The organism is Actinoplanes sp. NPDC000266 (assembly GCF_042899005.1).
Classification (GTDB): domain Bacteria; phylum Actinomycetota; class Actinomycetes; order Mycobacteriales; family Micromonosporaceae; genus Actinoplanes.
Genome location: NZ_JBIAZI010000006.1, coordinates 343,869 through 368,802, shown reverse-complemented (window position 1 = coordinate 368,802; position 24,934 = coordinate 343,869). Strand labels below are relative to the sequence as shown.

Annotated in this window: 23 protein-coding genes and 1 riboswitch; of the genes, 15 read left to right on the top strand and 8 right to left on the bottom strand. The window is 69.8% G+C overall.

The genetic code is table 11. The features are described 5' to 3' along the window. From ACFY36_RS25960 to ACFY36_RS25950, 3 genes are all read right to left on the bottom strand, one after another. A complete protein-coding gene (locus ACFY36_RS25960; protein WP_499748531.1) occupies window positions 1-627 on the bottom strand; it encodes a LamG-like jellyroll fold domain-containing protein in 627 nt (208 codons plus the stop codon). A 476-nt stretch (window positions 628-1,103) separates the two neighbouring features. Continuing rightward, window positions 1,104-1,889, bottom strand: coding sequence for a hypothetical protein (locus tag ACFY36_RS25955; protein ID WP_499748530.1), 786 nt, complete (start codon window positions 1,887-1,889; stop codon window positions 1,104-1,106). A 74-nt stretch (window positions 1,890-1,963) separates the two neighbouring features. Next, window positions 1,964-2,623 carry a DedA family protein gene (locus ACFY36_RS25950; RefSeq protein ID WP_499748529.1) on the bottom strand — a complete coding sequence of 220 codons (660 nt, stop codon included), beginning with the start codon at window positions 2,621-2,623 and terminating at the stop codon, window positions 1,964-1,966. Between the two features lie 231 nt (window positions 2,624-2,854). On the opposite strand from ACFY36_RS25950, the gene ACFY36_RS25945 reads away from it, so the two are divergent. Further along, window positions 2,855-4,423, top strand: a complete 1,569-nt coding sequence (locus ACFY36_RS25945) for a glycoside hydrolase domain-containing protein (protein ID WP_499748528.1) — start codon at window positions 2,855-2,857, stop codon at window positions 4,421-4,423. 49 nt (window positions 4,424-4,472) lie between these two features. On the opposite strand, the gene ACFY36_RS25940 is transcribed toward ACFY36_RS25945, so the two are convergent. After that, a complete protein-coding gene (locus tag ACFY36_RS25940; RefSeq protein WP_499748527.1) occupies window positions 4,473-5,291 on the bottom strand; it encodes an RNA polymerase sigma factor SigF in 819 nt (272 codons plus the stop codon). A 266-nt stretch (window positions 5,292-5,557) separates the two neighbouring features. Between ACFY36_RS25940 and ACFY36_RS25935 the strand changes: the two genes are divergently transcribed. From ACFY36_RS25935 to ACFY36_RS25920, 4 genes are all read left to right on the top strand, one after another. Then, window positions 5,558-6,349: an SDR family NAD(P)-dependent oxidoreductase gene (locus ACFY36_RS25935; protein WP_499748526.1), complete on the top strand. Its 792-nt coding sequence runs from the start codon at window positions 5,558-5,560 to the stop codon at window positions 6,347-6,349. A gap of 70 nt (window positions 6,350-6,419) precedes the next feature. Beyond that, window positions 6,420-6,836 carry an ATP-binding protein gene (locus ACFY36_RS25930; RefSeq protein ID WP_499748525.1) on the top strand — a complete coding sequence of 139 codons (417 nt, stop codon included), beginning with the start codon at window positions 6,420-6,422 and terminating at the stop codon, window positions 6,834-6,836. Between the two features lie 28 nt (window positions 6,837-6,864). Then, the gene (locus ACFY36_RS25925; protein WP_499748524.1) at window positions 6,865-7,176 is read left to right on the top strand and encodes an STAS domain-containing protein; all 312 of its coding nucleotides are present in this window, start codon (window positions 6,865-6,867) and stop codon (window positions 7,174-7,176) included. Window positions 7,177-7,185: 9 nt separating this feature from the next. After that, on the top strand, window positions 7,186-8,409 hold the full coding sequence (locus ACFY36_RS25920) for an SLC13 family permease (protein WP_499748523.1): 1,224 nt from the start codon (window positions 7,186-7,188) through the stop codon (window positions 8,407-8,409). Window positions 8,410-8,551: 142 nt separating this feature from the next. On the opposite strand, the gene ACFY36_RS25915 is transcribed toward ACFY36_RS25920, so the two are convergent. Further along, on the bottom strand, window positions 8,552-9,463 hold the full coding sequence (locus ACFY36_RS25915; protein ID WP_499748522.1) for an intradiol ring-cleavage dioxygenase: 912 nt from the start codon (window positions 9,461-9,463) through the stop codon (window positions 8,552-8,554). 229 nt (window positions 9,464-9,692) lie between these two features. On the opposite strand from ACFY36_RS25915, the gene ACFY36_RS25910 reads away from it, so the two are divergent. From ACFY36_RS25910 to ACFY36_RS25875, 8 genes are read left to right on the top strand one after another with little or no spacing between them, the layout of a single operon-like run. Further along, window positions 9,693-10,940 (top strand): ROK family transcriptional regulator, encoded by a 1,248-nt coding sequence (locus tag ACFY36_RS25910; RefSeq protein ID WP_499748521.1) that lies wholly within the window; start codon window positions 9,693-9,695, stop codon window positions 10,938-10,940. After that, window positions 10,937-11,743 carry an ABC transporter permease gene (locus ACFY36_RS25905; protein WP_499748520.1) on the top strand — a complete coding sequence of 269 codons (807 nt, stop codon included), beginning with the start codon at window positions 10,937-10,939 and terminating at the stop codon, window positions 11,741-11,743. The genes ACFY36_RS25910 and ACFY36_RS25905 overlap by 4 nt, the downstream gene beginning before the upstream one ends. Next, entirely contained in the window at window positions 11,740-12,495 is a 756-nt protein-coding gene (locus ACFY36_RS25900) for an ABC transporter ATP-binding protein (protein ID WP_499748519.1), read from the top strand. The genes ACFY36_RS25905 and ACFY36_RS25900 overlap by 4 nt, the downstream gene beginning before the upstream one ends. Then, window positions 12,492-13,469 (top strand): aliphatic sulfonate ABC transporter substrate-binding protein, encoded by a 978-nt coding sequence (locus ACFY36_RS25895; protein WP_499748518.1) that lies wholly within the window; start codon window positions 12,492-12,494, stop codon window positions 13,467-13,469. Before ACFY36_RS25900 ends, ACFY36_RS25895 begins: the two co-directional genes overlap by 4 nt. Next, complete coding sequence (locus tag ACFY36_RS25890) at window positions 13,466-14,932, top strand: sulfatase family protein (RefSeq protein WP_499748517.1); 1,467 nt, start codon at window positions 13,466-13,468, stop codon at window positions 14,930-14,932. Before ACFY36_RS25895 ends, ACFY36_RS25890 begins: the two co-directional genes overlap by 4 nt. Next, the gene (locus ACFY36_RS25885) at window positions 14,929-16,323 is read left to right on the top strand and encodes a sulfatase family protein (protein WP_499748516.1); all 1,395 of its coding nucleotides are present in this window, start codon (window positions 14,929-14,931) and stop codon (window positions 16,321-16,323) included. Before ACFY36_RS25890 ends, ACFY36_RS25885 begins: the two co-directional genes overlap by 4 nt. Continuing rightward, a complete protein-coding gene (locus ACFY36_RS25880) occupies window positions 16,320-17,234 on the top strand; it encodes a formylglycine-generating enzyme family protein (RefSeq protein ID WP_499748515.1) in 915 nt (304 codons plus the stop codon). Before ACFY36_RS25885 ends, ACFY36_RS25880 begins: the two co-directional genes overlap by 4 nt. Window positions 17,235-17,287: 53 nt before the next feature. Further along, window positions 17,288-19,426, top strand: coding sequence for a glycoside hydrolase family 43 protein (locus ACFY36_RS25875; protein ID WP_499748514.1), 2,139 nt, complete (start codon window positions 17,288-17,290; stop codon window positions 19,424-19,426). 16 nt (window positions 19,427-19,442) lie between these two features. Here the strand turns inward: ACFY36_RS25875 and ACFY36_RS25870 are convergent, their stop codons facing one another. Together ACFY36_RS25870 and ACFY36_RS25865 are read right to left on the bottom strand one after the other, a co-directional pair. After that, window positions 19,443-20,990 (bottom strand): cation:proton antiporter, encoded by a 1,548-nt coding sequence (locus ACFY36_RS25870; protein ID WP_499748513.1) that lies wholly within the window; start codon window positions 20,988-20,990, stop codon window positions 19,443-19,445. 9 nt (window positions 20,991-20,999) lie between these two features. Next, window positions 21,000-21,527 (bottom strand): TetR/AcrR family transcriptional regulator, encoded by a 528-nt coding sequence (locus ACFY36_RS25865; RefSeq protein ID WP_499748512.1) that lies wholly within the window; start codon window positions 21,525-21,527, stop codon window positions 21,000-21,002. 79 nt (window positions 21,528-21,606) lie between these two features. On the opposite strand from ACFY36_RS25865, the gene ACFY36_RS25860 reads away from it, so the two are divergent. Then, window positions 21,607-22,443 carry an SDR family NAD(P)-dependent oxidoreductase gene (locus ACFY36_RS25860; RefSeq protein ID WP_499748511.1) on the top strand — a complete coding sequence of 279 codons (837 nt, stop codon included), beginning with the start codon at window positions 21,607-21,609 and terminating at the stop codon, window positions 22,441-22,443. A 3-nt stretch (window positions 22,444-22,446) separates the two neighbouring features. On the opposite strand, the gene ACFY36_RS25855 is transcribed toward ACFY36_RS25860, so the two are convergent. Further along, entirely contained in the window at window positions 22,447-23,187 is a 741-nt protein-coding gene (locus tag ACFY36_RS25855; RefSeq protein ID WP_499748510.1) for an SAM-dependent methyltransferase, read from the bottom strand. A gap of 138 nt (window positions 23,188-23,325) precedes the next feature. Further along, window positions 23,326-23,409, top strand: a riboswitch (ZMP/ZTP riboswitch). Window positions 23,410-23,428: 19 nt separating this feature from the next. On the opposite strand from ACFY36_RS25855, the gene ACFY36_RS25850 reads away from it, so the two are divergent. Then, complete coding sequence (locus tag ACFY36_RS25850; RefSeq protein WP_499748509.1) at window positions 23,429-24,847, top strand: glycine hydroxymethyltransferase; 1,419 nt, start codon at window positions 23,429-23,431, stop codon at window positions 24,845-24,847. The last annotated feature ends 87 nt before the right edge of the window (window positions 24,848-24,934 follow it).

Genomic DNA, 24,934 nt, shown 5'->3' with positions numbered 1-24,934 from the left:
TCAGCCTATTTGCACCCAGACGTTGTCCAGGGCGCCGTTGAACTGGTCGTTGTCGGCGTAGGCGCCCTTGCCGCCGATGCTCATCGGCCGGTTGTTGGTGACCGACAGCTTGGCCGGAATCGTGGTGCGCCCACGCAGATATCCGTTGACCAGCACGAAGAGGGTGGTGGCGACCCGGCGGCACTCGACCGAGTGCCACTGACCGTCGGCCACGCTGACCGAGCTGGTGGCCATCCGGATCGGCGGCCGCTTGTCGTCGACGAGCACGCAGCTGGGCCGCCCGGCGGCACCGTCGATCTGCAGCTTCCACTGGCTGCTGGTGGTCGAGTAGCCCTTCTGCACGACGTTCTGCCCCTTGCTGGTCTGCCCCGGGGTCAGCATGACCTCGGCCCCGAACGCGATGTTGCGCGTGCCCGGATTGAGATCGGCCGAGGAGGTGGCGGTCTGCAGGGCGACATGAGGGCAGACCCGGGCCAGGCATCGCCCGGGAAAGGCCAGAGCCGACCCTTGCCCATGTACGACCCGGCGCACGGCCCCGCCGTGCCCCGAGATCACCCGGAGCGTGTGCCCACGCCCCGACTCATCGATGATCGAGCCGGCCCGCCCGTTGAACGCATACCGAGCCACCACCACACCCGTGGCCCCCACCCCCGGCGTAGGCGCAGCGGCGGGAGCCCGTCCAGCGGGCACTTCGGCGCCAGCAGCCGCCCCACCTCCCGTCACCTTGTCCGGTGCGTTGGCGAGCGCCCGATCACCCCCCACCTTGCCCGGCGTGCCGGCGAGGGCCCCATCACCCCTTACTTTGCCCTCGATCGCGTTATGAGCTGTGGCGGCGAGCGCTTCGGGCGGGGCGGCGAGGGGCGCGTGCGCGGGCAGCGGATTGGCAATGAGGGCGACGGCCGCCGTCGACACGGCGACGAGGGCAGCGCCGAACCAACTAGATCGCATGCCCGAATTATCGCTTGTCGGCCCTTTCGTCCGGCCGAGTTCGGCCCGTCAAACCGGGCGAACCTGGCCACCAAAAGGACTAATCTCACCGAAAAGGTGCAAAAGCGTGATTGTCCCGCGCCCCGCCTACGAGGAGGCGGGGCGCGCGAGCGCGATCAGGCTGAGCGGGACGCGGTCTTGCGGGCGGCGGTCTTTCGGGCCGTCGTCGTGGCCGGGACCTCGGGGGCCGGGGTGGCGGCCTTCCGCGGCGTGGCGGCACGGCGAGCGGGGGTCGTCCGGGTGGAGGCGGCGGTCGCGGCCTTGCGGGCCGTGGTGCGGGCGGCGGTCGCGCGGGCGGTGGAGGCGCCCTCGTCGGCGGCCGTGTCCTCGGCCGGGGTGCTCGCGGCGGAAGACGCCGGGGCCGCGGGTGTGGCCTTGGCGGCGGCGACCTTCGCGGTGGCGGGCGCGGCCTTGGTGGCAGCGGCCGGGGCCGAAGCGGCGGAGGCGGCCGGAGTGGCCGACGCGGCCGAAGTGGCCGGGGTGGCGGACGCGGCTGACGTGGCCGGGGCGGCGGGCGCGGCCTTCGCGGTGGCCGGCTCGGAGGAGGGCTTGGCGGCGGCGCGGTCCCGGGCCTTCTCGCGGGTGATCAGGTCGGCCAGGACGGCCTTGCTGTACTTCTCCTCCAGCGAAGTGGCGCGGGAAGCTGCCTTGTCGGCCTTCGCGGCGGCCTTCTTGTGTGCCTTCTCCAGGCGGGCCTTGTCGCGCTCCTGCGTCTTCAGCGAGCGCTTGAGCCGGCGGGCCTCGGCCTCGGCGTTGCGCAGCGCCTGCTTCTGGCGCTGGGTCAGGTCGGCGTTCGTGCGCAGGCGGTTCTCGAGCTCGGTGACTGTGGTCTTGGCGCGCTCCGCGGCTTCGTGCGCGGCTCCGGACGCGTCGCGTCGGCGGTCGAGCTGATTCTGGCTCACGAGGGGTCTCCTTTCGTCTCACCTATGGCCGTACCCCCGGATTGACGGTGGACGACATCAAGGCGAAGTCAAAGTTACGAGGATTGCTCGACAACTTCGGCCGCGCGAGCCCTGCGACGACGAATGTGACGCACGTGAAGCGTTACGTACGACACAACAGCGACCGTGATGATCCCTATTGCCCACCATTTGTACCGAAGTGCGTGATCCATGATTTCGATGAGGTGGGTGCCGAAGACGTACGCCACTGTCGTCCAGAAACCGACCCACAGCGCCGCGCCGATCGCGTTGTAGAGCAGGAACTGCTTCCACGGCATCGCGGTGATGCCGGCGATCACGCCGTTGAACTGGCGCAGGCCGTCGATGAAGCGGGCCACCACGACGATGCGCCCGCCCCGCCGGGCGAAGAAGCCCTCGGCCCGGGCCAGCCGCTCCGGTGTCAGGAAGACGTATTTCCCCCAGCGCAGGGCGGCCTTGCGACCGCCCTTGACGCCGATCCAGTAGCCGACGTTGTCGCCGAGCACGGCCGCGATGAAGGCGATCGCGGCCACGCCGAAGATGTTGAGCCGGCCGGCGCCGGCGTAGATCGCCGCGGCGACCATGATGGTCTGCCCGGGTGCGGGGACTCCGAAGCTTTCCACTCCGATCGAGCCCGCGACGGCGAGGTAGCCCCACCGGTCGAGGTACGGAGCGACGCCGTGCAGGAATCCCGGAAGGTCGGCTGAAGGAGGCATCGCTTATCTACGGTAGCCGGGGTTCAGGTGGCGCAACGCACAGAGTGGCGATGGTTGCCTGGATGAGGATGTCGACCACTCGCTTCATGACCCCAAAGGTCGGCTCGGTGACTTTCCGTGCGATAGGGCGTTCCTGTGCCCGTCTGTGAATGAGTGGCACGAAAGACCACCCGTTCGGGCCTGGCGCATTCACGCCGCTCTTTGCTTGGCTCCTACGCCGTGAAGGTTCTCATGCGTGCGCGCCGCAAGTTGCTCGCCGGCGGTGTGATCGCCGCCGTGGTGGTGGGGTTGTCGTCGTTCGCGTTGACGCGGGCCGACGCCGCCACATTCGCCACAGTCCAACCTGGAACCTTCAAGGGGTACGCCTTCGACGCGTGCACCGCTCCGACCAGCGCCGCCATGAAGGCGTGGCGCAAGTCGTCGCCGTTCAAGGCGATCGGCATCTACATCGGCGGCGTCAACCGCGGGTGCGCCCAGCCGCAGCTCACCGCGGCCTGGGTGAAGGAGCAGGTGCAGGCCGGCTGGAAGCTGCTTCCGCTCTACGTCGGCCTCCAGGCCTCGTGCACCACGGTCGGCAGCGGCCGCAACCTGATCAACAACGCGCAGGCCGGCGCGCAGGGCCGGGCCGCCGCCGCGGACGCGATCGCCAAGGCGGCCGCGCTGGGCCTGGCCCGCGACTCCGTGATCATCTACGACATGGAGGCGTACCGCACGAACGACGCCGCCTGCCGGGCCGGCGTGCTCGGCTTCATGAACGGCTGGACGTCCCGGCTGCACGACGGGGGATATTTCAGCGGCTTCTACAGCAGCGTCAGCTCGGGCATCGCCGACCAGGTGGCGAGCTACTCGGCCCCCGGCTACGCCCGTCCCGACTTCGTCGACTTCGCCCGCTGGGACCAGGTCGCCACGCTGACCGACCCGCAGATCCCGGCCTCGGCGTGGCCCGGTCACCGCCGCATGAAGCAATATCGCGGCGGCCACAAGGAGACGTGGGGCGGCGTCACGATCAACATCGACAGCAACTACGTCGACTACGCCCCGCTGGCCAAGACGCGCGGCGCCGACTTCAACCTCAGCGGCTGGCCCGACGTGATCGCCCGCTCGGCCACCGGTTACGTCTCGATGTTCCCGGGCAACGGCGGCAGCGTCGACTTCGCGGCCCGGCGCACGATCGGCAGCGGCTTCGCCGCGATGAACGCTCTGGTCCGCTTCGACCTCAACCGGGACGGCCGCGAGGACGTCCTGGCCCGGCAGAGCAACGGCGACCTGTGGTTCTACCCCGGCACGGGCTCGGGCCTGGGCACGCGCAAAAAGGTCGGCAGCGGCTGGCAGGTGCTGCGCGACATCACCACGATCGGCGACCTCACCGGCGACGGCTACCCGGACATCCTGGCGGTTTCCCAGGGCAACAACCTTTTCCTGTACGCCGGGCAGGCGGGCGCCAAGCTGAGTGGCGCCAAGCAGGTGGGTGCCGGTTTCGGCGACAAGACGGAGCTGACCGGCGCCGGCGATTTCAACCGGGACGGCTGGCCCGATCTGGTGGCCCGGCTCGCCGACGGCAAGCTCTACCTGATCACCGGGCGTAAGAACGGTTTCGTCCGGCAGATGCCGCTGGGCGCCGACGCGAGCGGCCTGCGCGATGTGATCTCGATCGGCGACTTCGACCGGGACGGCTTCCCCGACCTGGCCGCGGTGCAGAAGTCGACCGGCGCGCTGATCCTGCTGCCGGGCGCGGGCACGACGCTGCGCCCCGCCATCCGGATCGGCACCGGCTACGGGCCGCTCACACCCCTGGCATAAAAAATTCGTGGCCGGCCCGAACCGGGCCGGCCACGAAAGTCGGTGAAACTCAGAGCGCGTCGGCCGACAGCTGCGCGCGCAGCTTGCTCAGGGCCTTGGTGAGCAGGCGGGAGACGTGCATCTGGGAGATGCCGACCTGGTCGGCGATCTGCGACTGGGTCAGGTTGCCGTAGAAGCGCAGCGTGAGGATCTTCTGCTCGCGCTCGTCGAGGGTGGCCAGGGCCGGGCCTAGGGCGACGCGGGTCTCGGCCAGTTCGAACTCGTTGTCCTCGCCGCCGAGGGTGTCACCCAGCTCGGTGGTGCCGTCGGCCGAGATCGGGGTCGACAGTGAGGTGGCGTTGTAGGCGCGGGCGCCTTCGAGGCCTTCCAGGACGTCTTCCTCGGTGACGCCCAGGTGGGCGGCGACGTCGGCGACTGTCGGGGAGCGGCCCAGGCTGTGGGTCAGGGTGCTGTTGGCCTCGGTGATGGCCAGGCGCAGCTCCTGCAGGCGGCGCGGCACGCGGACCGACCAGGTGCGGTCGCGGAAGTGGCGCTTGATCTCGCCGATGATGGTCGGGATCGCGTAGCCGGCGAAGTCGACGCCGCGCTCGGGGTCGAACTTGTCGATCGCCTTGATCAGGCCGACGTTGGCGGTCTGCACGAGGTCGTCGGTGGGCTCGCCGCGGCCGGAGTAGCGGTGGGCGAGGTGACGGGCCAGCGGGAGCCAGGCCTCGATCGCCCGGTCGCGCAGAGCCGCGCGGGACGGGTGACCGGCCGGCATCGCGGCCATCGCGTTCAGCAGCTCGGCGGCGCTGTCGACGGGCGCCTCGGCGCCGGCCGGAATCGTCTCCGCCTCAGCAGAAGTCGTGGTGGTCTCGGTGACGGTCATGCTCTGGTCCTCCCTGGCACCTACCGGAGAGCCGGTCCCGCTCGCTGGCGGGACCCGTTCGGTCGGGTGTCCCTGTTTCCTGGTCGACGGCGATCGATCCGATAACCATCGACCCGCACACGTGGCCGTTCGGATATGAGAACCCTAGCCGAGAGGGCCAGGAAAGACTAGCCGAAAGTATGAGTTACTTTGCGTGATAGCAACTATACGGAGCGGATCTTGCGCGCGGTCGATTGGATCGCCGCGTTCCGGGCACGCCAAGGGGCATGACATTCGCAGTGGTGACCGGTGCCTCCAGCGGCATCGGATATGAGCTGGCACGGCAATTCGCACAGAACGGCTTCGATCTGCTGGTCGTGGCCGAGGACGCCGATATCGACCAGGCCGCGGCCGACCTCCGCCGCGACGGCCGGCGCGAGGTGACCGCGGTGCGGGCGAACCTCGCCACCTTCGAGGGAGTCGAGCAGACGTACGCCGCGATCCGCGAGGCCGGCCGCCCGGTCGACGCCATCGCCCTCAACGCGGGCCGCGGACTCGGCGGCGACTTCACCCGGGAGACCGACCTGGAGGACGAGCTCGAGATCATCGCGGTCAACGTGACCTCGACCGTGCACCTGGCCAAGCGGGTGCTGCCCGACCTGGTCGCCCGTGGCGCGGGCCGGGTGCTGTTCACCTCGTCGATCGCGTCGATGATGCCTGGCACCTATCAGGCGGTCTACAACGCGTCGAAGTCCTTTGTGCAGTCGTTCGCCGAGGCGCTGCGGGCCGAGCTCAAGGACACCGGGGTCACCGTGACCTCGCTGATGCCGGGCCCGACGGACACCCAGTTCTTCGAGCGGGCCGAGATGATGGACACCGCCGTCGGCACCGGCAAGAAGGACGACCCGGCCCAGGTCGCCGAGCAGGGCTTCAAGGCGCTGATGAACGGCGACGAGAAGGTCGTGGCCGGCTCGCTCAAGACAAAGGTGCAGGGTGCGGCGTCCAAGGTGATGCCGGACAAGGCAAAGGCCGAGATGCACCGGAAGATGGCCGAGCCGGGCTCTGCCAAATCGGATTAGTACATAAGTTTCTCGGCCGGCGGTCGGACGGTCGAGTGTCAAGGGCCACAGAACGGGCAAGATGGACGCCATGACTTCGCTCCGCGTATCGGTTCCCTTTCCGGCCGCGTCGGAGCTGCGGTGCTGGAAGCTGGACGACTTCGGTGAGCTGCGCGGTCTGCGGGCCGCCCTGCGCGAGGCGATCGCGCGGGTGCCCGCGGCGGCGCAGGACGATCTGACCGACAAGGTGGCCGTGGTCGCCACCGAGCTGGCGACCAACGCGCTGCGGCACGGGCTTCCGCCGACCGAGGTGCGCCTGCTCCGGCAGGCGGACCGGCTGATCATCGACGTCGCCGATCACGATTTGGAGGCGGAGCCCCAGGTGGCCGAGGACCGCCCGCTCGGCGCCGGCGGCCTCGGTTTGCAGCTCACCCGCACCTTCGCGATCGACGTCGGCTGGTACACGACCGAACAGGCCAAGCACGTCTGGGCCAGCTTCCCGGGCTGATCCGATCGAGTGCTGGTAGAAAAGGCCCGTGGCTGATTCCTACAAGATCGGCCAGGAGCGGATGGCCGACGGCACGGCCACTCTCCTGTGCCTCGACGGAGAGCTGGACATCAACGCCCGTGACGACCTGCGGGCGGCGATCCTGGGCGCGGTCGACCGCGGCGACGTCATGGTGGACCTCGGCGGCACGACCTTCCTCGACTCCGAGGCGCTCGGCGCGCTCATCGAGGGCTACAACGCGGCGACCACCGCCGGCACCACCTTCCGCGTGATCAAAGCCACCGGCGTGGTGGCCCGTGTGCTCGCCGTCTCGGGTGCGGGGGAGCTCTTCGGCTCGTAGTCTCCCGCGGTGGACTTGATCATTGCGGCGGCCCTGCTCGCCGGCGTGCTGGCGTTCGCGGTGGTCCGTCCCCGCGGGCTGCCGGAGGCGGTGGCCGCGGTGCCCGCGGCCGTGATCGCCGTGGCGGCCGGCCTGGTCCCGCTGAGCGAGGCCTGGGCCGAGGTCCGCGAGCTCGGCCCGACCGTCGGCTTCCTGGCCGCCGTCCTGGTCGTCGCCCACCTGGCCGACGAGCACGGCGTCTTCCGGTACGCCGGGCGGATCGCGGCCGGGATCAGCCGGGGCCGCCCGGTGCGGCTGCTCGGCGCCGTCTTCGTGGCCGCCTCGCTGACCACGGCGGCGCTGAGCCTGGACGCGACGGTCGTGCTGCTCACCCCGGTCGTGCTGGTGACGGCGGCCCGCACCGGCGTCCGGTCCCGCCCGCCGGCGTACGCCTCGGCGCACCTGGCCAACTCGGCGTCGCTGCTGCTGCCCGTCTCCAACCTGACCAACCTGCTGGCCTTCGCGGCCAGCGGCCTGACCTTCCTCGGCTTCGCCGGGGTGATGGCGCTGCCCTGGGTGGCCGTGATCCTGGCCGAGTACGTCGTGTTCCGCTGGTTCTTCCGCGACGACCTGCGGGTACGCGTGGAGCCGGAGACCAACGGCGGCGACGGCCCGGCCCCGCGGTACGCGCTGGTGGTGCTCGGGCTGACCCTGGCCGGCTTCGCGGTCGCGCAGCCGCTGGGCGTCCACCCGGCCTGGGTCGCGGTCGCGGGGGCGATCGCTCTCGCCGTACCCCTGAGGTCGTCGCCGTTGACCTTGATCCGCGAGGCGAACCCGGCCTTCTGCGCGTTCGTCCTGGCCCTCGGCGTCGTCGTGGCGGCGATCCGGGTGCACGGGCTCGGCGCGCTCATCGACCACCTGGTGCCGGACGGGAGCGGGCTGGGGGAGATGCTGGCCATGGCCGGGCTCGCCGCCGTGCTGGCCAACCTGCTGAACAACCTGCCGGCCACGCTGGTGCTGCTGCCCGGGGTGGAATCGTCGCCGGGGCTGTTGCTGGCGATGCTCATCGGCGTCAACGTCGGCCCGAACCTGACCTACGTGGGCTCGCTGGCCACGCTGCTGTGGCGGCAGATCCTGCACAACGAGGACGCGGCCCCGGACGCGGGCGTCTTCCTGCGCCTGGGCCTTTTCACCGTGCCGGTCGCGCTGGTCGCCGGGGTGCTCGCGTTGTGGCTCGGCCTACGGCTGACATAGGGGCGCACCCCACGCCGCCGCGCCGGGATCGGCCCGGGGATGGCCGAGGTGATCCGGTGGGGGATTCGGTGGCGGGGGTGCGACCAACGCAGTCAGTCTTATCGATGCCCGGTGTTACAGGCAAGTAAAACTGGTTACGGAACTAAGCACTGCTGGGCCGTACGCCGCCCGGGCCACCGCCGCCGGCCGGAGCCGCCCCGCCGGTCGGGGTGGTCGTCGTGTCGACCTTCGCGGTCAGCGCCACGGTGAACCCGTTGGTGACGTCGCCGCTGACGGTGCCGAGTTGCAGGGCGGCCGAGTCGTCGCCGAAGACGTTGTCGTTCGCCAGGCTGACCTGACTCAGGTTGGTCACCGATTTCGAGTAGCCCGTCGTGGCGTACACCAGATCGCATGTGGCCTTGGGCAGCGCCACCTGGGACGTGGCGATGGCCTTGGTGGAGTCGGTGATGTCGGCCTGGCTCGGGTAGACCTCGAAGTGGATGTGCGGCCACCGTCCGCTGTAGCAGGCCGGGAAGACGCTGGTGAAGGTCACCTTGCCCGCGCTGTCGGCGATCTGCACGCCGCGCAGATAGTTCTCGCCGGTGATGCCGTCGGAGTAGAGCGAGTAGTTGCCGTCCCGGTCGCAGTGCCAGACGTAGACGGCGACGTCCTTGAACGGCGCGTCGTCATCGGCCATGTCGAGGATCGTGAGTTCGAGCTTCATGGGTACGCCCTCGGCGGTCCCACTGGCCGTGCCGAAGCTGGAGCGGATGTCGCTGCGGACCACACCGCTCTGCTCCAGGACGTCCGGCCCGTTCGAGCCGTCACCGGGGTAGGGCCCGGCGGTCTCGTCCGGGATCTCGCCGGTGCTGGTCGCCGACGTGGTGGTGGCCGAGGTGGACGACACCGGGTCGTTGCTGCCGCAGGCGGCCAGGCCGAGAACGGCGGCGCCGAGCCCGAAGCCGCGCAGCATGTTCCGGCGGCTCATCAGCGTGCCGAGGTCGAAGCCCAGGCCCTGATCGGTCAGCTCCTCGCCGGGGCGGGGGAGTGGTCTTCCCTCGTACCGCTGCGTCATCGTCTCGCTCCTCGTCGTGTTGCCGCACGTTTCGACCGAGCCTAGGAAGATTTTTTGTGGAAAGAGGATGAATGTCCTGTCTGATGCTGTGCCCAGGATCTTTTCCTACCGGTTTTGAAGAGATAATTCTGCCGGACTGTTGACGGAAAAATTCGGGCCGCCCTACGGTGGCCTCGTGTCCGGGTCCGGAGGAGTACATGCGCTGGTCAGGCGCGCGCATGAGGAGCGCGTGCTGTCGATCCTGCGCGAGCGCGGCGGGCTGAGCCGGTCGCAGATCGCGGCCCGCTCCGGCCTGTCCCGCACCACGCTCAGCGAGATCACCGGCGACCTGCTGGCCCGCGGCGCGATCGTCGTGGTCACCACCGACGCCCGCGAACGCGCCGGCAGCGGCCGCCCGGCCGAGCTGCTGGCGCTCGATCCCCGCTCGGGCCAGTTCCTCGGGGTCGACCTCGGTCACAGCCGGGTCCGCGTGGCGGTGGCCGACGCCGCCCACGAGATCATCGCCAGTGAGGTGGCGGCCTACCCGTCGGACATGTCGTGGCCGCGGAAGCTGGCCGCCGGTGTCGCCCTGGTCGACCGGCTGACCCGCGAGCAGGGCATCACGCTCGCGGCGTTGCAGGGCATCGGGGTGGGGGTGGCCGGCCCCTACTCGCCGGACGGCTCCCGGGCCGGCGTGCTCGCCGCCTTCGCCGACCGTTTCACGCCGGGCGTCCCGGTGATCGTCGACAACAACACGCGCTTCGCGGCCCTGGCCGAGGCCATCGAAGGGGAAGCCCCGCCGCACGCGATCACCGACCGGCCAGCGGATGGCGCGGCTGCGGGAGGCGTCGTGGGGAAGGCCGGCGGCGCGGCCGTGGGGAGCGTTGCTGGGAAGGGTGGCGGCGCGGCTGCGGGGAACGCTGGGCGGATCGCGGGCGGCGTGGCCGAGGTGAATGACGTGCTCTACGTGCGGCTGGCCGATGGCATCGGTGGCGGGCTGGTGGTCGGGGGCCGGCTGGTGGCCGGGGCTCGTGGGGTGGCCGGCGAGTTCGGGCATGTGCGGGTCGATCCGGCGGGGGAAGTCTGCCGGTGTGGCAAGCGTGGGTGCCTCGAGACGATTGCCTCGGTGGGGCCGGCGCTGGCGGCCGCGGATGTTCGGGACCTCGGCGAGCTGGCCGCGCGCCGCGACGAGGCCCGGGTTCGTGAGGCGATGGACCAGCTCGCCGAGGCGCTGGGCCGCGTGCTGGCCGACGCCGCGCTGATCCTCAACCCCGACCAGATCGTGATCGGCGGGCCGCTGCCGCATGCCGTCCCGGCGATCGTCGCGCGGGCGGGCGCGGTGATCGCGGCCGAGCTGGTGTCGGTCGGCGGGCCCGGCCCGCTGATCCGGGCCGCCCGCCTCGGCGACGACGACGGCGCCCGCGGCGCGATCGCCGCCTGCTTCCGCCAGTCGCCGCTGCTCGACGACTACCCGTCTCTCTCCGGGAGCCCGCAATGACCGTGATCCAGGCCGATACCGAGGTGGCGGCCGGCTCGCCGCCCACCGAGCGCCGTCGTCGAGGCGTACCCAAAGCTGTCTTGAATGTCATCTCGGTCCTGCTCGGCATCGCCGTGTGGTGGGGTTTCTCGCTTGGCGGCTATGACATTCCGGCGCCGCCGGAGGTGCTGGAGCGCGGCGGTGAGCTGATCAAGGACGGCACGCTGCTCGACGACGTGCTGGCCAGTCTCGGGCGGGTGCTCGCCGGTTTCGTGCTCGGTGTCGCGCTGGCCATCCCGGTCGGGTTCCTGATGGGCTGGTACGGGATCGTGCGCGGCCTGATCGAGCCGTGGGTGCAGTTCTTCCGGACCATCCCGCCGCTGGCGATCATCCCGCTCGCGGTCGTGCTGATGGGCATCGGCGAGACCCCGAAGATCTTCGTGATCTTCCTGGCCTCGTTCCTGGCCTGCGTGATCGCCACCTTCCAGGGCGTCGTCGGCGTGGACAAGACGCTGATCAACGCGGCCCGGGTGCTCGGGGCCAAGGACGGCACGATCTTCGCGCGGGTCGTGGTGCCGGCGTCGATGCCGTTCATCCTGGTCGGCATGCGGGTCGGGCTCGGCTCGTCGTGGGCGACGCTGGTGGCGGCCGAGCTGATCGCCGCGCAGCAGGGCCTCGGCTACCGGATGCAGAGCGCGCAGCTCTACTACGACCTGCCGACCATCTTCGTGGGCCTGATCAGCATCGGCGTGCTCGGCCTGCTGATGGACCGGATCCTCCTCTTCGCCGAACGGCGTCTCACGAACTGGCAGGAGCGCCGATGATCACGGTCGAAAATGTCCGAAAAGTCTTCCCGGACAACAACTTCACCGCGCTCGGCGGAGTGTCGTTGGACATTTCGGACAACGAGTTCGTCACCGTCGTGGGGCCCTCTGGCTGCGGCAAGACGACGCTGATGAACATCCTGGCCGGCCTGGAAACGGCGACATCCGGGCGTGCGGTCGTCGACGGAAGAACGATCACCGGGCCCGGTCCGGACCGGGGAGTGATCTTCCAGCAGTACGCGCTCTTCCCCTGGCTCACCGTGCGCAAGAACGTCGAGTTCGGACTGCGCACGGCCGGCGTGGCCCGGGCCGAGCGCCGCCGCGTGGCCGAGCACTTCATCGATCTGGTCGGCCTGAGCGACTTCGCCGACGCGCTGCCCCGCACGCTCTCCGGCGGCATGAAGCAGCGCTGCGCGATCGCCCGCGCCTACGCGGTCAACCCGTCGATCCTGCTGATGGACGAGCCGTTCGGCGCGGTCGACGCGCTGACCCGGGTCCGCCTCCAGGAGCAGCTGCTCCGCACCTGGAGCCAGGAGAGACGCACCGTCGTCTTCATCACCCACGACGTCGACGAAGCCGTCTTCCTCGCCAACCGGGTCGTCGTCATGGCGGCCCGCCCGGGCCGGATCGTCGAGGTCGTCGACGTCGATCTGCCCTATCCCCGTACCGAAGAGATGCGGCTCAGCCCCGCCTTCACGGCGCTGCGCAATCGCGTGTGGAGCGCCGTCTATCACCAGGAGTCCGTTGCATGAAACGCGTTCTCGCGGCCGTCGCGGCCGCCTCCCTCCTCCTGCTGTCGGCGTGCGGATCAGCCGATGACAACTCTTCCGGAGAGGGCACCGCCAAGGTCAACTTCGGATACATCGCCGACTACAACGGCAGCAGCCTGCTCGCGGTGGCCGACGACCAGAAGCTCTGGGCCAAGCACGGCGTCGAGGTGAGCACCAAGGTCTTCACCAACGGCCCGCTCCAGATCACCGCGCTCAACGCGGGCGACCTCGACTTCGGCTACATCGGCCCCGGCGCCATCTGGCTGCCCGCCTCGGGCAAGGCGAAGATCGTCGCGGCCAACTCGCTCGGCAACGCCGACCGGGTCATCGCTCAGCCCGGCATCACCGACCTGGCCCAGCTCAAGGGCAAGAAGATCGGCGTGCCCGAGGGCACCTCGGGCGACATGATCCTCACTCTGGCCCTGAAGAAGGCCGGCCTCACCAACGACGACATCCAGCGCGTCCCGATGGACGCGGCCACGATCGTCTCGGCGTTCGCCTCGGGCCAGATCGACGCCGCCGGCATCTGGTATCCGCTGCTCAACAACATCAAGCAGAAGAAGCCGGGCCTGGTCGAGCTGGCCAAGGACAGCGACTTCGAGGGCGAGTTCTCGTTCCCGACCGCGTTCGTGGCCTCGAACGAGGTGACCGAGAAGAAGAAGGAGACGGTCACCAAGGTCGTGCAGGTGCTGCGCGAGGCCATGGACTACCGGGCGGCCAACCCGGACAAGACCGTCGAGCTGACCGCGGCCCTGCTCAAGCAGCCGGTCGACGCGGTCAAGGCGGACGCCGCCAACAGCAAGATGCTCGACTCCAAGACGCTGGACGGCTACACGGCCGACGGCACGATCGACAAGTGGCTGAAGGCGCTCGGCGACTACTTCGTCGAGGCCAAGAAGCTGCCCTCCAACCCCGACCCCAAGACCTACTACCTGGGCGACGTGTTCAAGGGATGAACTTCCTCTTCCTGATGACCGACCAGCACCGGGTCGACACCCTCGGGGCGTACGGGAACACGCAGGTCTCCACGCCCCACCTGGACCGTCTCGCGGCCACGGGCACGAGGTTCGACCGGTGGTACACCCCGACCGCGATCTGTACGCCGGCGCGGGCCAGCCTGCTCACCGGGCAGGCCCCGTTCCGGCACAAGGTGCTGGCCAACCACGAGCGCAACGTCGGATATCTGGAGGACCTGCCGGACGGCACGTTCACCTTTTCGCAGGCGTTGCGCGAGCGGGGCTACAACGTGGGCCTGATCGGCAAATGGCACGCGGGCACCGAGAAGGCGCCGGCCGACTACGGCTTCGACGGCCCGCATCTGCCGGGCTGGCACAACCCGGTCGATCACGAGGACTACCTGGCCTATCTCAAGGAGAACGACCTTCCCCCGTACGAGATCACGGACCGGATCCGGGGCACGCTGCCCAACGGCGGGCCGGGCAACCTGCTGGCGGCGCGGTTGCGGCAGCCGGTCGAGGCCACGTTCGAGTACTACATGGCAACCCGGACGATCGAGATGCTTCGGTCGTACGCCTCGTCGGGCGCCCCGTTCTATCTGGCCACCCACTTCTTCGGGCCCCACCTGCCGTACATCGTCCCCGACGAGTATTTCGACCTGATCGACCCGGCGACCGTCGAACTGCCCAAATCGATCGCCGAGACCTTCGAGGGCAAGCCGCCGGTGCAGGCCAACTACAGCGCGCACTGGACCTTCGACACCATGCCGATCGAGGTCACGCGCAAGCTGATCGCGGTCTACTGGGGTTACGTGACGCTGATCGACCAGCAGATCGGGCGGATCCTCGACGAGATGGACGCGCTCGGGCTGGCCGAGGCGACCACCGTCTTCTTCACCTGTGATCATGGCGAGTTCACGGGGTCGCACCGGTTGCACGACAAGGGCCCCGCGATGTACGAGGATATTTACCGCACTCCCGGGATCATTCGGGCGCCGGGGGCGCCGGCGCAGGTGCGGAACGAGTTCGTGTCGCTGCTCGACTGCACGGCCACGATCCTGGATCTGGCCGGGCTGGACACATCGGACGCGGTCGACTCCCGCAGCCTGGTCCCGCTGCTGCGCGGCGAACATCCGGACTGGCAGCCGGACATCCTGGGCGAGTTCCACGGGCACCACTTCCCGTACCCGCAGCGGATGCTCCGCGAGGACCGCTACAAGCTGGTCGTCAACCCGGACTCGACGAACGAGCTCTACGACCTGCACCGCGACCCCGACGAGCTGATCAACATCTACCGGCACCCGGAGATGGAGCCGGTCCGCAAGCGGATGACGCGGCGGCTGTACACGTTGCTCAAGGAGCGCGACGACCGCTTCTATCACTGGATGACCTCGATGTACGACGTCGGTGAGGTCTCCTACGACCCCACGCTCAGTGGGCTGGACGAATCGTCGTACCAGTGAACATCGTGATGATCCTGACCGACGACCACGCCGCGCACGCGATCTCCGCGTACGGGTCGGCGGTCAACACCACGCCCCGGATCGACGAGATCGCCCGGCTCGGCCGGCGCTTCGACAACTGCTTCGCGACCAACTCGCTCTGCTCGCCGTCACGGGCCAGCATCCTGACCGGGACGTACAGCCACGTCAACGGGGTGACCACGCTGGTCACCCCGATCGACGCGAGCCAGCCGACCTTCGTCTCCGCGCTCAAGGAGGCCGGCTACCGGACCGCGATGATCGGCAAGTGGCACATGGGCGACGGGCCCGGCCACGACCCGCAGCACTTCGACTACTGGGACGTGCTGATCGAACAGGGCGAGTACGTCGACCCCCAGTTCCTGTCGCCCGAGGGGCTGCGCACGGTTCCGGGCTACGCCACCGACATCATCACCGACCTGGCGCTGAACTGGATCGCCTCCGGCGACGGCCCCTATTGCGTGCTGATCTATCACAAGGCGCCGCACCGGCCGTGGATCCCGTCGCCCGCGCACGCCGGGCTCTATCAGGATCCGATTCCGCTGCCGCCGACTTTCGAGGACGACTATGCGACCCGCACCTCGTCGGCCCGGCGGGCGGCCATGCGGATCGCCGAGCACCTCACGCTCGAGGACCTCAAGGAGACGCCGCCGGCCGGTCTTTCCTATTCCGGCGAGGCGCTCTGGAAGTACCAGCGCTTCATGGAGGACTATCTGCGCTGCGTTGCCTCCGTCGACGACAACGTCGGCCGGGTCACCGATTTCCTCCGCGACCGCGGCGAGTTCGAGGACACCCTTTTGATGTACGCCTCGGATCAGGGTTTCTTCCTCGGCGACCACGGGTGGTTCGACAAGCGGTTCATGTACGAGGAATCGCTGCGGATGCCGCTCGTCCTGTCCTGTCCGCGGGCGGTCACGCCGGGGGTGGTCACCGAGATGGTCACCAATGTGGATTGGGCACAGACGCTGCTCGAGGCGGCCGGGGTGGCGCCGCATCCGCGCATGCAGGGCCGCAGTTTCTGGCCCCTTCTCACCGAATCCGCGTATGACGCCGCGGCGGGCGTCTACTACCGCTACTGGGAGCACGACGACGTCTTCCACAAGGCGCCGGCCCACTACGGATATCGGACGGCGCGGCACAAGCTCATCTACTTCTACAACGACGGGCTCGGGATCCCCGGCTGCGGCTGGGGGACCTATCCGCCGGAGTGGGAGCTGTACGACCTCCAGGCCGATCCGGCCGAGCTGCGCAACGTCTACGACGAGCCGGCGTACGCGGGCATCCGCGAGGAGCTGAAGGTCGCGATGTGGCGTGAGCAGGCCCGCCTGGGCGACGAACCGCATCCCAGCCAGCCCCGGCCGGTGGGCGTATGAGCGAGTCGTGCTGCAGCCCTTCCGCCGGCCGGCCGTCCGTGTCCGCGCCGGTCGCCATCACCGTGCGGGGGCGGCACCGGGTGCCGCAGGCTTCGGTTCCGGAGCAGACGTACGCCATGGGGGACGCGCACGGCGACGGCGTGCGTCCCGACGGCGAGCAGCCCGTTCATCCGGTGCGGGTCGGCGCTTTCGAGATCGACGCGACGGCGGTGACCGTGGCCGATTTCCGGGCCTTCGCGGAGGCGACCGGATATCGCACGGAGGCGGAGACGTTCGGCTGGTCCGCCGTCTTTCACCTGGCCGTCACCGACGAATCCGCCATCGCCGGAACGATGGCCGGCACCCCCTGGTGGGTGGGCGTCTCCGGAGCCGACTGGGCTCATCCCGGCGGCCCGTCCTCGCCGGCCGCCGACGACCACCCGGTGGTGCACGTCAGCTGGAACGACGCGCTCGCCTATTGCGCCTGGGCCGGACGGCGGCTGCCCACCGAGGCCGAATGGGAGTGCGCGGCCCGCGGTGGGGCGCCGTCGCGGCGTTACCCGTGGGGCGACGAACTGCCCGCGGAATGGGCCTGCAACATCTGGCAGGGCACCTTTCCGACGGTGAACACGGAAGAGGACGGCTGGCTCACCACGGCGCCGGCCCGATCCTTCGAGCCCAACGCGTACGGCCTCTACCAGCCGGTCGGCAACGTGTGGGAATGGTGCGCGGACTGGTTCTCGCCCACCTATTACGCGGTGTCTCCTCAGGACGATCCGCAGGGACCTCGGTCGGGGGCGGCCCGGGTGATCCGCGGCGGGTCCTATCTCTGCCACGACTCGTACTGCAATCGCTACCGCAATGCCGCCCGCTCGTCGAACACGCCCGATTCCTCGACCGGCAACACGGGATTTCGCACCGTCTCCCTCTGAGCTTAAGGACGCCACGGATGGCTCGCAGTCGTACCTCGCTATGGCTTTTTATAGTGATAATCGCCGCGTTTGCCGCGGCACCGGCGCAAGCCCACGCGGCGCCGGCGTCGTACACCAACCCGGTCAGCGCCGGCACCGTCGACACCCTCCCGGACCCGGCGGTGATCAAGGCGAAGGACGGGAAGTGGTACGCCTACGGGACCACGAACCCGATCTTCAGCAGCCGCGGCGAGACGGGTGAGCACATCCTGCCCACGCTCACCTCGGCCGACCTCGTGCACTGGAGCTATGCCGGCGACGTCTTCGCGCTGACCGCGAAGCCGGCGTGGTGGCCGGCCGGCACCCGGCCGTGGGCGCCCGACATCAGGTTCTTCGACAACACCTATCACCTGACCTATTCGCTGTCGGTCGGTGGCATCGCGCTGGCCACCAGCGACAATCCGGCCGGGCCGTGGACCGACCGCGGGCTGATCGTGCCGGCGTCCAACGGCTGCCCGAGCGGCGCCATCGACCAGGCGATGTTCACCGACACCGACGGGTCGTACTACCTGTACTGGGGCAGCTACGACACCATCTGCGCGGCGAAGATGAACGCGGACGCGACGGCGCTGGGCGGGCCGGTCACGCGGGTCGGGCACGGGCGGCGGATGGAGGGCGGGTTCGTCGTCCACCGCGACGGGTTCTACTACCTCTTCTACTCCGACGGCGGATGCTGCGACGGCGCCTTCAGCGGCTACACGGTGAAGGTGGGGCGGTCGACGTCGCCGCTCGGGCCGTTCACCACGCCGACCGGGGTCGGGCTGACCGAGCTGACCAGCAAGGACGGCATCGTGCTGGCCGGTAGCGGCAACGGCTGGGTGGGGCCGGGGCACAACTCGATCGCCACCGACCTGGCCGGGCAGGACTGGCTCGTCTATCACGCCATCCCGCAGGGCGATCCCGACTTCCCGCCGGTGACCGGGGCCAACGGGGCGACGCTGAACCTCACCAAGCGGCCCCTGATGATCGACCGGCTGGACTGGATCGACGGATGGCCGGTCGTGCGGGCCGGGGCCGGGCCTTCCTCCGGTCCACAGACCGCGCCGGTGACCAAGTGGGCTGTGTCGTCCGCGGATCGTTTCACCGGCGGTTTCACGCAGACTGGCCGCCGGCTTTCCGCCGACGGTGCCGCCGCCTCTTTCACTGCGAGGACAATCTCCGGAAATGTCCGTATTGAAGGTGACGTGCGGGGTGACGCGGCGGGCATCGCTTACGGAGACGTCACGGCCTGGCTGGACAGCGCCTCCCGCCGGCTGGTCGTCGAGGGGGCGGCCTCCGGGTCGGCGTCGTTGCCGGCGAACTTCAACTATCAGTCGTGGCACACGATCGTGCTGACCCGGCGGGGTGACGCGCTGACCGTCACGGTCTCGGCCGACCGGCTGCACGACGACGTCGCCTCCGTGCCGCTCACACTTCCGCCGGGCTTCGGCGGTGGCCGGATCGGAGCCGTCTCCCGGGGCGGCGCCGCCGAAGTGGACAATCTGGGCGCGGCTCCGCTGGCCACGCCGGTCACGAGGCGGGTGGCCGATCCTGAGGTGGGGCGCCTCCTGCCGGCGTACTCCGACGAATTCGACGGAAGCGCCCCGAACGGCGGCTGGAGCTGGATCAGGCCGGACGCCGCGGCGACGGTGAGCGGCGGCGAACTGGTGCGGCCCACGCAGGCCGGTGACATCGCGCTCGGCGGCAACAGCGCCGGGGTGCTGGTGCGGGACGCGCCGGCCGGCTCGTTCGTGGTCGAGACGCGGCTCCAGTTCGACGGTGTCCGCGGCAACCAGCAGGCCGGGCTGGTCCTCTATGACAACGACAACCGCTTCGTGAAGCTGGCCCACTCGGTGCTGCCGCTGGCCGGCTTCGCCAACACGTTCCTCCAGCAGACCGAGTTCACCAAGGAGGACACCCGCACGTCGACCAACGCCGTCACCTCGGGCCCGTCCTTCGGCGGCCCGGCCCCCGCCACCATGTGGCTGCGCCTGCTCTACCGCGACGGCGTGGCCCGCATGGCCACCAGCCGCGACGGCGTCACCTGGACCTGGGGCGGCGCCTGGACGCTGTCCCGCCCGGCCACCCTGAAGATCGGCGTGATCGCCATGGGCGGCACCGGCGCCACGGCCCGCTTCGACTACGTCAGGACGTACGCCGCGCGGCCGGCCTGAGGTTTCACGCGCCGGGTCAGGACGTGTGCCGGGCGGCCTGTCTGAGGTCCAGCTCGTCGATGATGTCGCGGGCCACGTCCTGGCCGATCCGGTGGTCGTGGACGGCTGTCGTCACGGCCAGGCGCTGGGCCTCGAAGCTCGCGTCGAGGTCGGCCGCCGGCTGGGCGGCGGCCTCGGCGACGATCTGGTCGGCGGTCTCGCGTTCGGCGTGTTCCTCGGCGTGTTCGGCGGCCAGGTCGAACTTCAGCTTGCGGGCCAGCCAGCTGATCGTCGTGCCCTGGATGAGCAGGGTGCCCAGGGTGACGATCAGCGCGATGGCCTGGATCGCGTCGCGGCCGGGGAACGGCGCGCCCGAGTCCGTGTGCTCCGGGATGCCGGCCGCGGCGGCCAGGGTCAGGATGCCGCGCATGCCGGTCCAGCCGACCAGCGCGATCTCCTTGCGGGTCGGCGGCTCCTGCGACTTGACGCCGCGCTTGCGGAGCTCCTCCTCGCGCCTCTGCCACCGGGCCCGGTAATAGACGTCCTCCTTGACCCGGCGCTTGCGGCGCTCGTCGCGGCGGCGGTAGCGCTCGAACAGCACGAACACCCCGGCCATCCGGAAGACGATGGCCACCACCAGCAGCACCCCGGCCGCGATCAGGGTGCGCGTGAGGCCCGGGTCGTCCTCGTGGGCGAGATCTTCGAGGACGAACTTCAACTGCAGGCCGATGTACGCGAAGACGAAGGTCTCCAGCAGGAAGTCGAGCACCGGCCAGACGTTGTTCTCGCGGATCCGGGTCAGATATCCGCCCGGATATTGGAAGTTCGGGTCGAGCGACAGGTTCAGGGTGATCGCGAACGCGGCCGCCACCACGGCCAGGATGCCCGAGGCGTGCGCCTCCTCGGCGGTCAGGAAGGCGGTGAACGGCACGAGCAGCACCAGGGCCGTCTCGAGCGTCGGGTTGTGCAGCCGCTTGCGGATCAGCAGGGCCGCCGAGGCCAGGGCGGCGCCGATGAGCAGCCCGAGGGACGCGTTGCGGAAGAACTCGGCCACGCCGCCGCCGAAGCTCGCGTGCTCGCCGTTGACCGCGCCGACCGCGATGGCGAACAGGGTCAGCGCGGTGGCGTCGTTGACCAGGCTCTCGCCGGTCAGCACCGAGGTGGCCCGTTTGGGCAGACCCATCTCCTCGCCGTGCGACACCGTGGTGATCGTGTCCGGCGGGGCCAGGACCGAGCCGAGCACGAACGCCGCGGCCAGGCCGATCGTCGGCAGGATCCACGAGGTGACGTAGCCGAGCACGCCGGCGGTCAGCACGACCAGGATCACGCCGAGGTTGATGATCGGGCGCAGGTTCGCCCCGAACGATGCGAACGACGCCCCGCGGGTCGCCGAGTAGAGCAGCGGCGGCACCACGAGCGCGAGGATCACCTCGCTCTCCAGCTCGAGCCGGGGCACGCCGGGGATGAAGGAGGCCGCGGCCGCGAGCACCACGATGATCCAGCCCGGTTCGACGCCGCGCCGCTTGGCGAACGAGGAGACCGCGATGCCGCAGCCGATGATCAGCAGGATCTGTACGCCGTTCACTTGATCAGGCTAGTCAGACGGCCGCAGTCCGGCGACGACGATTTCGATCATCCGCTCCCGGTCGGGGGCGGCGACGCAGGCGTTCAGGAGGGCCTTCACGTCGGCCCGGGTGACGTCGGCGCGCACGGTCCCGGCCCGTTGGGCGTCCGTGAGCAGGGCCGACTCCAGGCTTTCGAGGTCGTGGCCGGTGCGGGCGGCGGCCGCCTCGATGTCGAAGCCGCCGCCGCTGAGGGCCTCGGCCAGTCCGCGATCGGCGGTGGCCCGGCCGACCATGAAGGCGAAGAAGCGGGAGAAGGCCTCGCCGGGGGTTTCCTCGCGTCTCAACCGCTCGGCCTCCGCGTGGATCTCGGCCACCTCGGCGCCGACGATGGCCTCGAACAGCGACTCCTTGGTGGGGAAGTGCCGGCTGACCGTGCCGGTGCCGACCCCGGCCCGGCGGCCGATCTCGGCCACCGAGACGGACAGGCCGTCCTCGGCGAAGGCCTTCATGGCGGCCTCGACGACCTTGGCCCGGTTGCGCTCGGCGTCCGCCCGCACATCTTCTCCTTGCTAAACGGGATGGCCATCCCGCATAGTCGTAAGCGGGACAGGCATCCCGATTATAGGAGGGTTCCGCATGTGGACCACTGCCGACATTCCTGACCTGACCGGCCGGACCGCGCTCGTCACCGGCGCCACCTCCGGGCTCGGGCTGATCGTGGCCCGGGAGCTGAGGGCGAAGGGCGCGACCGTCATCGCGGCCGGCCGGAACGACGTCGACCTGGCCGATCTGTCCTCGGTGCGGGCGTTCGCGGCCGGCGTCGACCACCGGCTCGACCTGCTCGTCAACAACGCGGGGCTGATGATCCCGCCCTACGGGCGGACCGTGGACGGCCACGAGCAGCAGTTCGGGGTCAACCATCTCGGGCACTTCGCGCTGACCGGGCTGCTGATCGACCGGCTGGCCGGCGGCCGGGTCGTCACGGTCGCCAGCAACGCCCACCGGGGCGGCGCGTTCGACTTCGACGACCTCGACTGGGGGCGCGGATATCGCCCGATGGCCGCCTATCGCCGGTCGAAACTGGCCAACCTGCTCTTCGCGTTCGAGTTGGGGCGGCGCTACCCGGGGATTCTCAGCGTGGCCGCTCATCCCGGGGCGGCCCGGACGCCGCTGATGCGCCACAGTCCCTGGCACTTCCGGTTCGTCACGTCAGGACGTACGAAATGGGCGTTTTCGTGGTTGATCCAGAGCGCCGAAGCGGGCGCCCAGCCGTTGCTGCGGGCGGCGGCCGACCCCGGCGTGACGGCCGGCGACTACTACGGACCGGACGGATGGGGGCAGTTCACCGGGAAGCCCGTGGTGGTGTCCGCGGCGGCCGAGGCGTACGACCCGGCGCTCGCGGCGCGCCTGTGGGAGGTCTCGGAAAGGCTCACGGGAGTGCGGTGGCCGGCCGCCGCCACGACCGGCCACTAGCGATCAGCGCTTGATCAGCGCAAACACACCCCAACCGAGATATTCGCGCTGGTAGCGCACGTGGCTCACCGGAGCCGTATCGAGCTCGGCCCGCATCTCGGCCCACAGCGGGTCGCCCGGGTTGGCGTCGAGCCAGCGCCGGACGTTCAGCCAGTGCGCCGCCTCGTAGCGATCCCAGTCGTCGGAGTTCGACAGCATCATCTCGACCACGTCGTAGCCGAGCTCGCCGAAGTGCGCGAGCAGGCCGGGCAGGTCGCGAAGATCTTCTTTCGCGGCCATGTGGCAGGCCGTGACCGTCTCCTGATCGGGTGGGTCGAGCCGCCAGTAGGGCTCACCGATCAGGAGCATGCCGCCCGGTTTGAGGCTGCGTTCGAGGATCTCGATGGTGCCCTCGACGCCGTCGCCGATCCACGTCGCCCCGATGCACGCGGCGATGTCGGATTTGTCAGGCGAAACGAAGTGGGCGGCGTCGCTGTGGTGGAAGTCGGCCTGAACGCCCAGCTCATCGGCACGCTGCTGCGCTTCTCGCGTCCATTTGACCGAAATGTCAACACCGGTGCCGGTGATGCCGTAGTCGCGGGCCCAGGTGCAGAGCATCTCGCCGCGACCCGAGCAGAAGTCGGTCAGCGTCGTGCCCGGCGTCAGCTTGAGAACCCGGCCGAGGTCGGCCAGCTTGGCCGGCGAGAAGGGATTGAGGATCCGGAGGTCACCCTCGCGGATGAGGAACTGCCGTGGAAGATCCATGTCGGTGCGTCCTGTCAGTCGATCGGAAGAGGGAGACGGGAACGCAGCGGACAGTCATGAAACGCACCTCCAGGAGTTTCGGCCGACCCTAGGGAGCCGCCGACGGCGCGCGCAAAGGGTTTTCCGCCCGCTATGCTGGCCCCGGGCCGTGACTGGCGCGTTCGGATGGGCCAACCATCGGGGAGCGGCTCCTCTGACCTGCCGTGCGCCTGGGCCTCTTCATCCGTGATAGGGAGGTCCCATGCCCAACGCAGAGTCCACCGCCTTTCAGTCCGCCCTCGAGGTGGTCCGGTCGGTCGAGCCCCGCATCGCCGACGCGATCGCCAAGGAGCTGCACGACCAGCGCGAGTCCCTCAAGCTGATCGCCAGTGAGAACTACGCCTCTCCGGCCGTCCTGCTCGCCATGGGCAACTGGCTCTCCGACAAGTACGCCGAGGGCACCATCGGCCGCCGCTTCTACGCCGGCTGCCAGAACGTCGACACCGTCGAGGCGGTCGCCGTCGAGCACGCCAAGGCCCTGTTCGGCGCCGAATACGCGTACGTGCAGCCGCACTCCGGCATCGACGCCAACCTGGTCGCCTACTGGGCCATCCTGGCCGACCGGGTCGAGGTGCCCTACCTCAAGAAGTTCGAGAAGCGCCAGGTCAACGACCTGACCGACGCCGAGTGGGCCGAGCTGCGGGCCGCGTTCGGCAACCAGCGCATGCTCGGCATGTCGCTCGACGCCGGCGGCCACCTCACCCACGGCTTCCGCCCGAACATCTCGGGCAAGATGTTCGACCAGCGCAGCTACGGCGTCGACCCGGCCACCGGCCAGATCGACTACGCGGCCCTGCGGGAGACGGCGCGCGAATTCAAGCCGCTGATCATCGTGGGCGGCTACTCGGCGTACCCCCGCAAGGTGAACTTCGCGACCCTCCGCGAGATCGCCGACGAGGTGGGCGCGACGTTCATGGTCGACATGGCGCACTTCGCCGGCCTGGTCGCGGGCAAGGTCTTCACCGGCGACTTCAACCCGATCGAGCACGCGCACATCGTCACCACGACGACCCACAAGAGTCTGCGCGGCCCGCGCGGCGGCGCCGTCTTCGCCCAGGAGTCGCTGGCGTCCCAGGTCGACCGCGGCTGCCCGATGGTGCTGGGCGGCCCGCTGGCCCACGTGATGGCGGCCAAGGCGATCGCGTTCGCCGAGGCCCGCCGCCCCGAGTTCGCGACGTACGCCCAGCAGATCGTGACGAACAGCCAGGCGCTGGCCGAGGGCCTGCTCAAGCGCGGCGTCCAGCTGGTCAGCGGCGGCACCGACAACCACCTGGTCCTGATCGACGTGCACCCGTTCGGCCTCACCGGCCGCCAGGCCGAGCAGGCCCTGCTCGACAGCGGCGTGGTCACGAACCGCAACGCCATCCCGAACGACCCGAACGGCGCCTGGTACACGTCCGGCATCCGCATCGGCACCCCCGCCCTGACGTCCCGGGGCTTGGGCGCGGCCGAGATGGACACCATCGCCGAGCTGATCCACACGGTCCTGACCAGCACAAAGCCGGCCGAGGGCTCAAAGGCCAAGTTCCAGCTCGACGAGGCCGTCTCCGACAGCATCAGCAAGCAGGCCAACGAGCTGCTGGCGGGCTTCCCCCTCTACCCGTCGGTCGACCTGGGCTGACAGCTACGTCTAATCGACAAAGGTAGGGCCGGGAACCGCAACGGGTCCCGGCCCTACCTTTGTCGGCAACTGATTCGTACGTCGCCG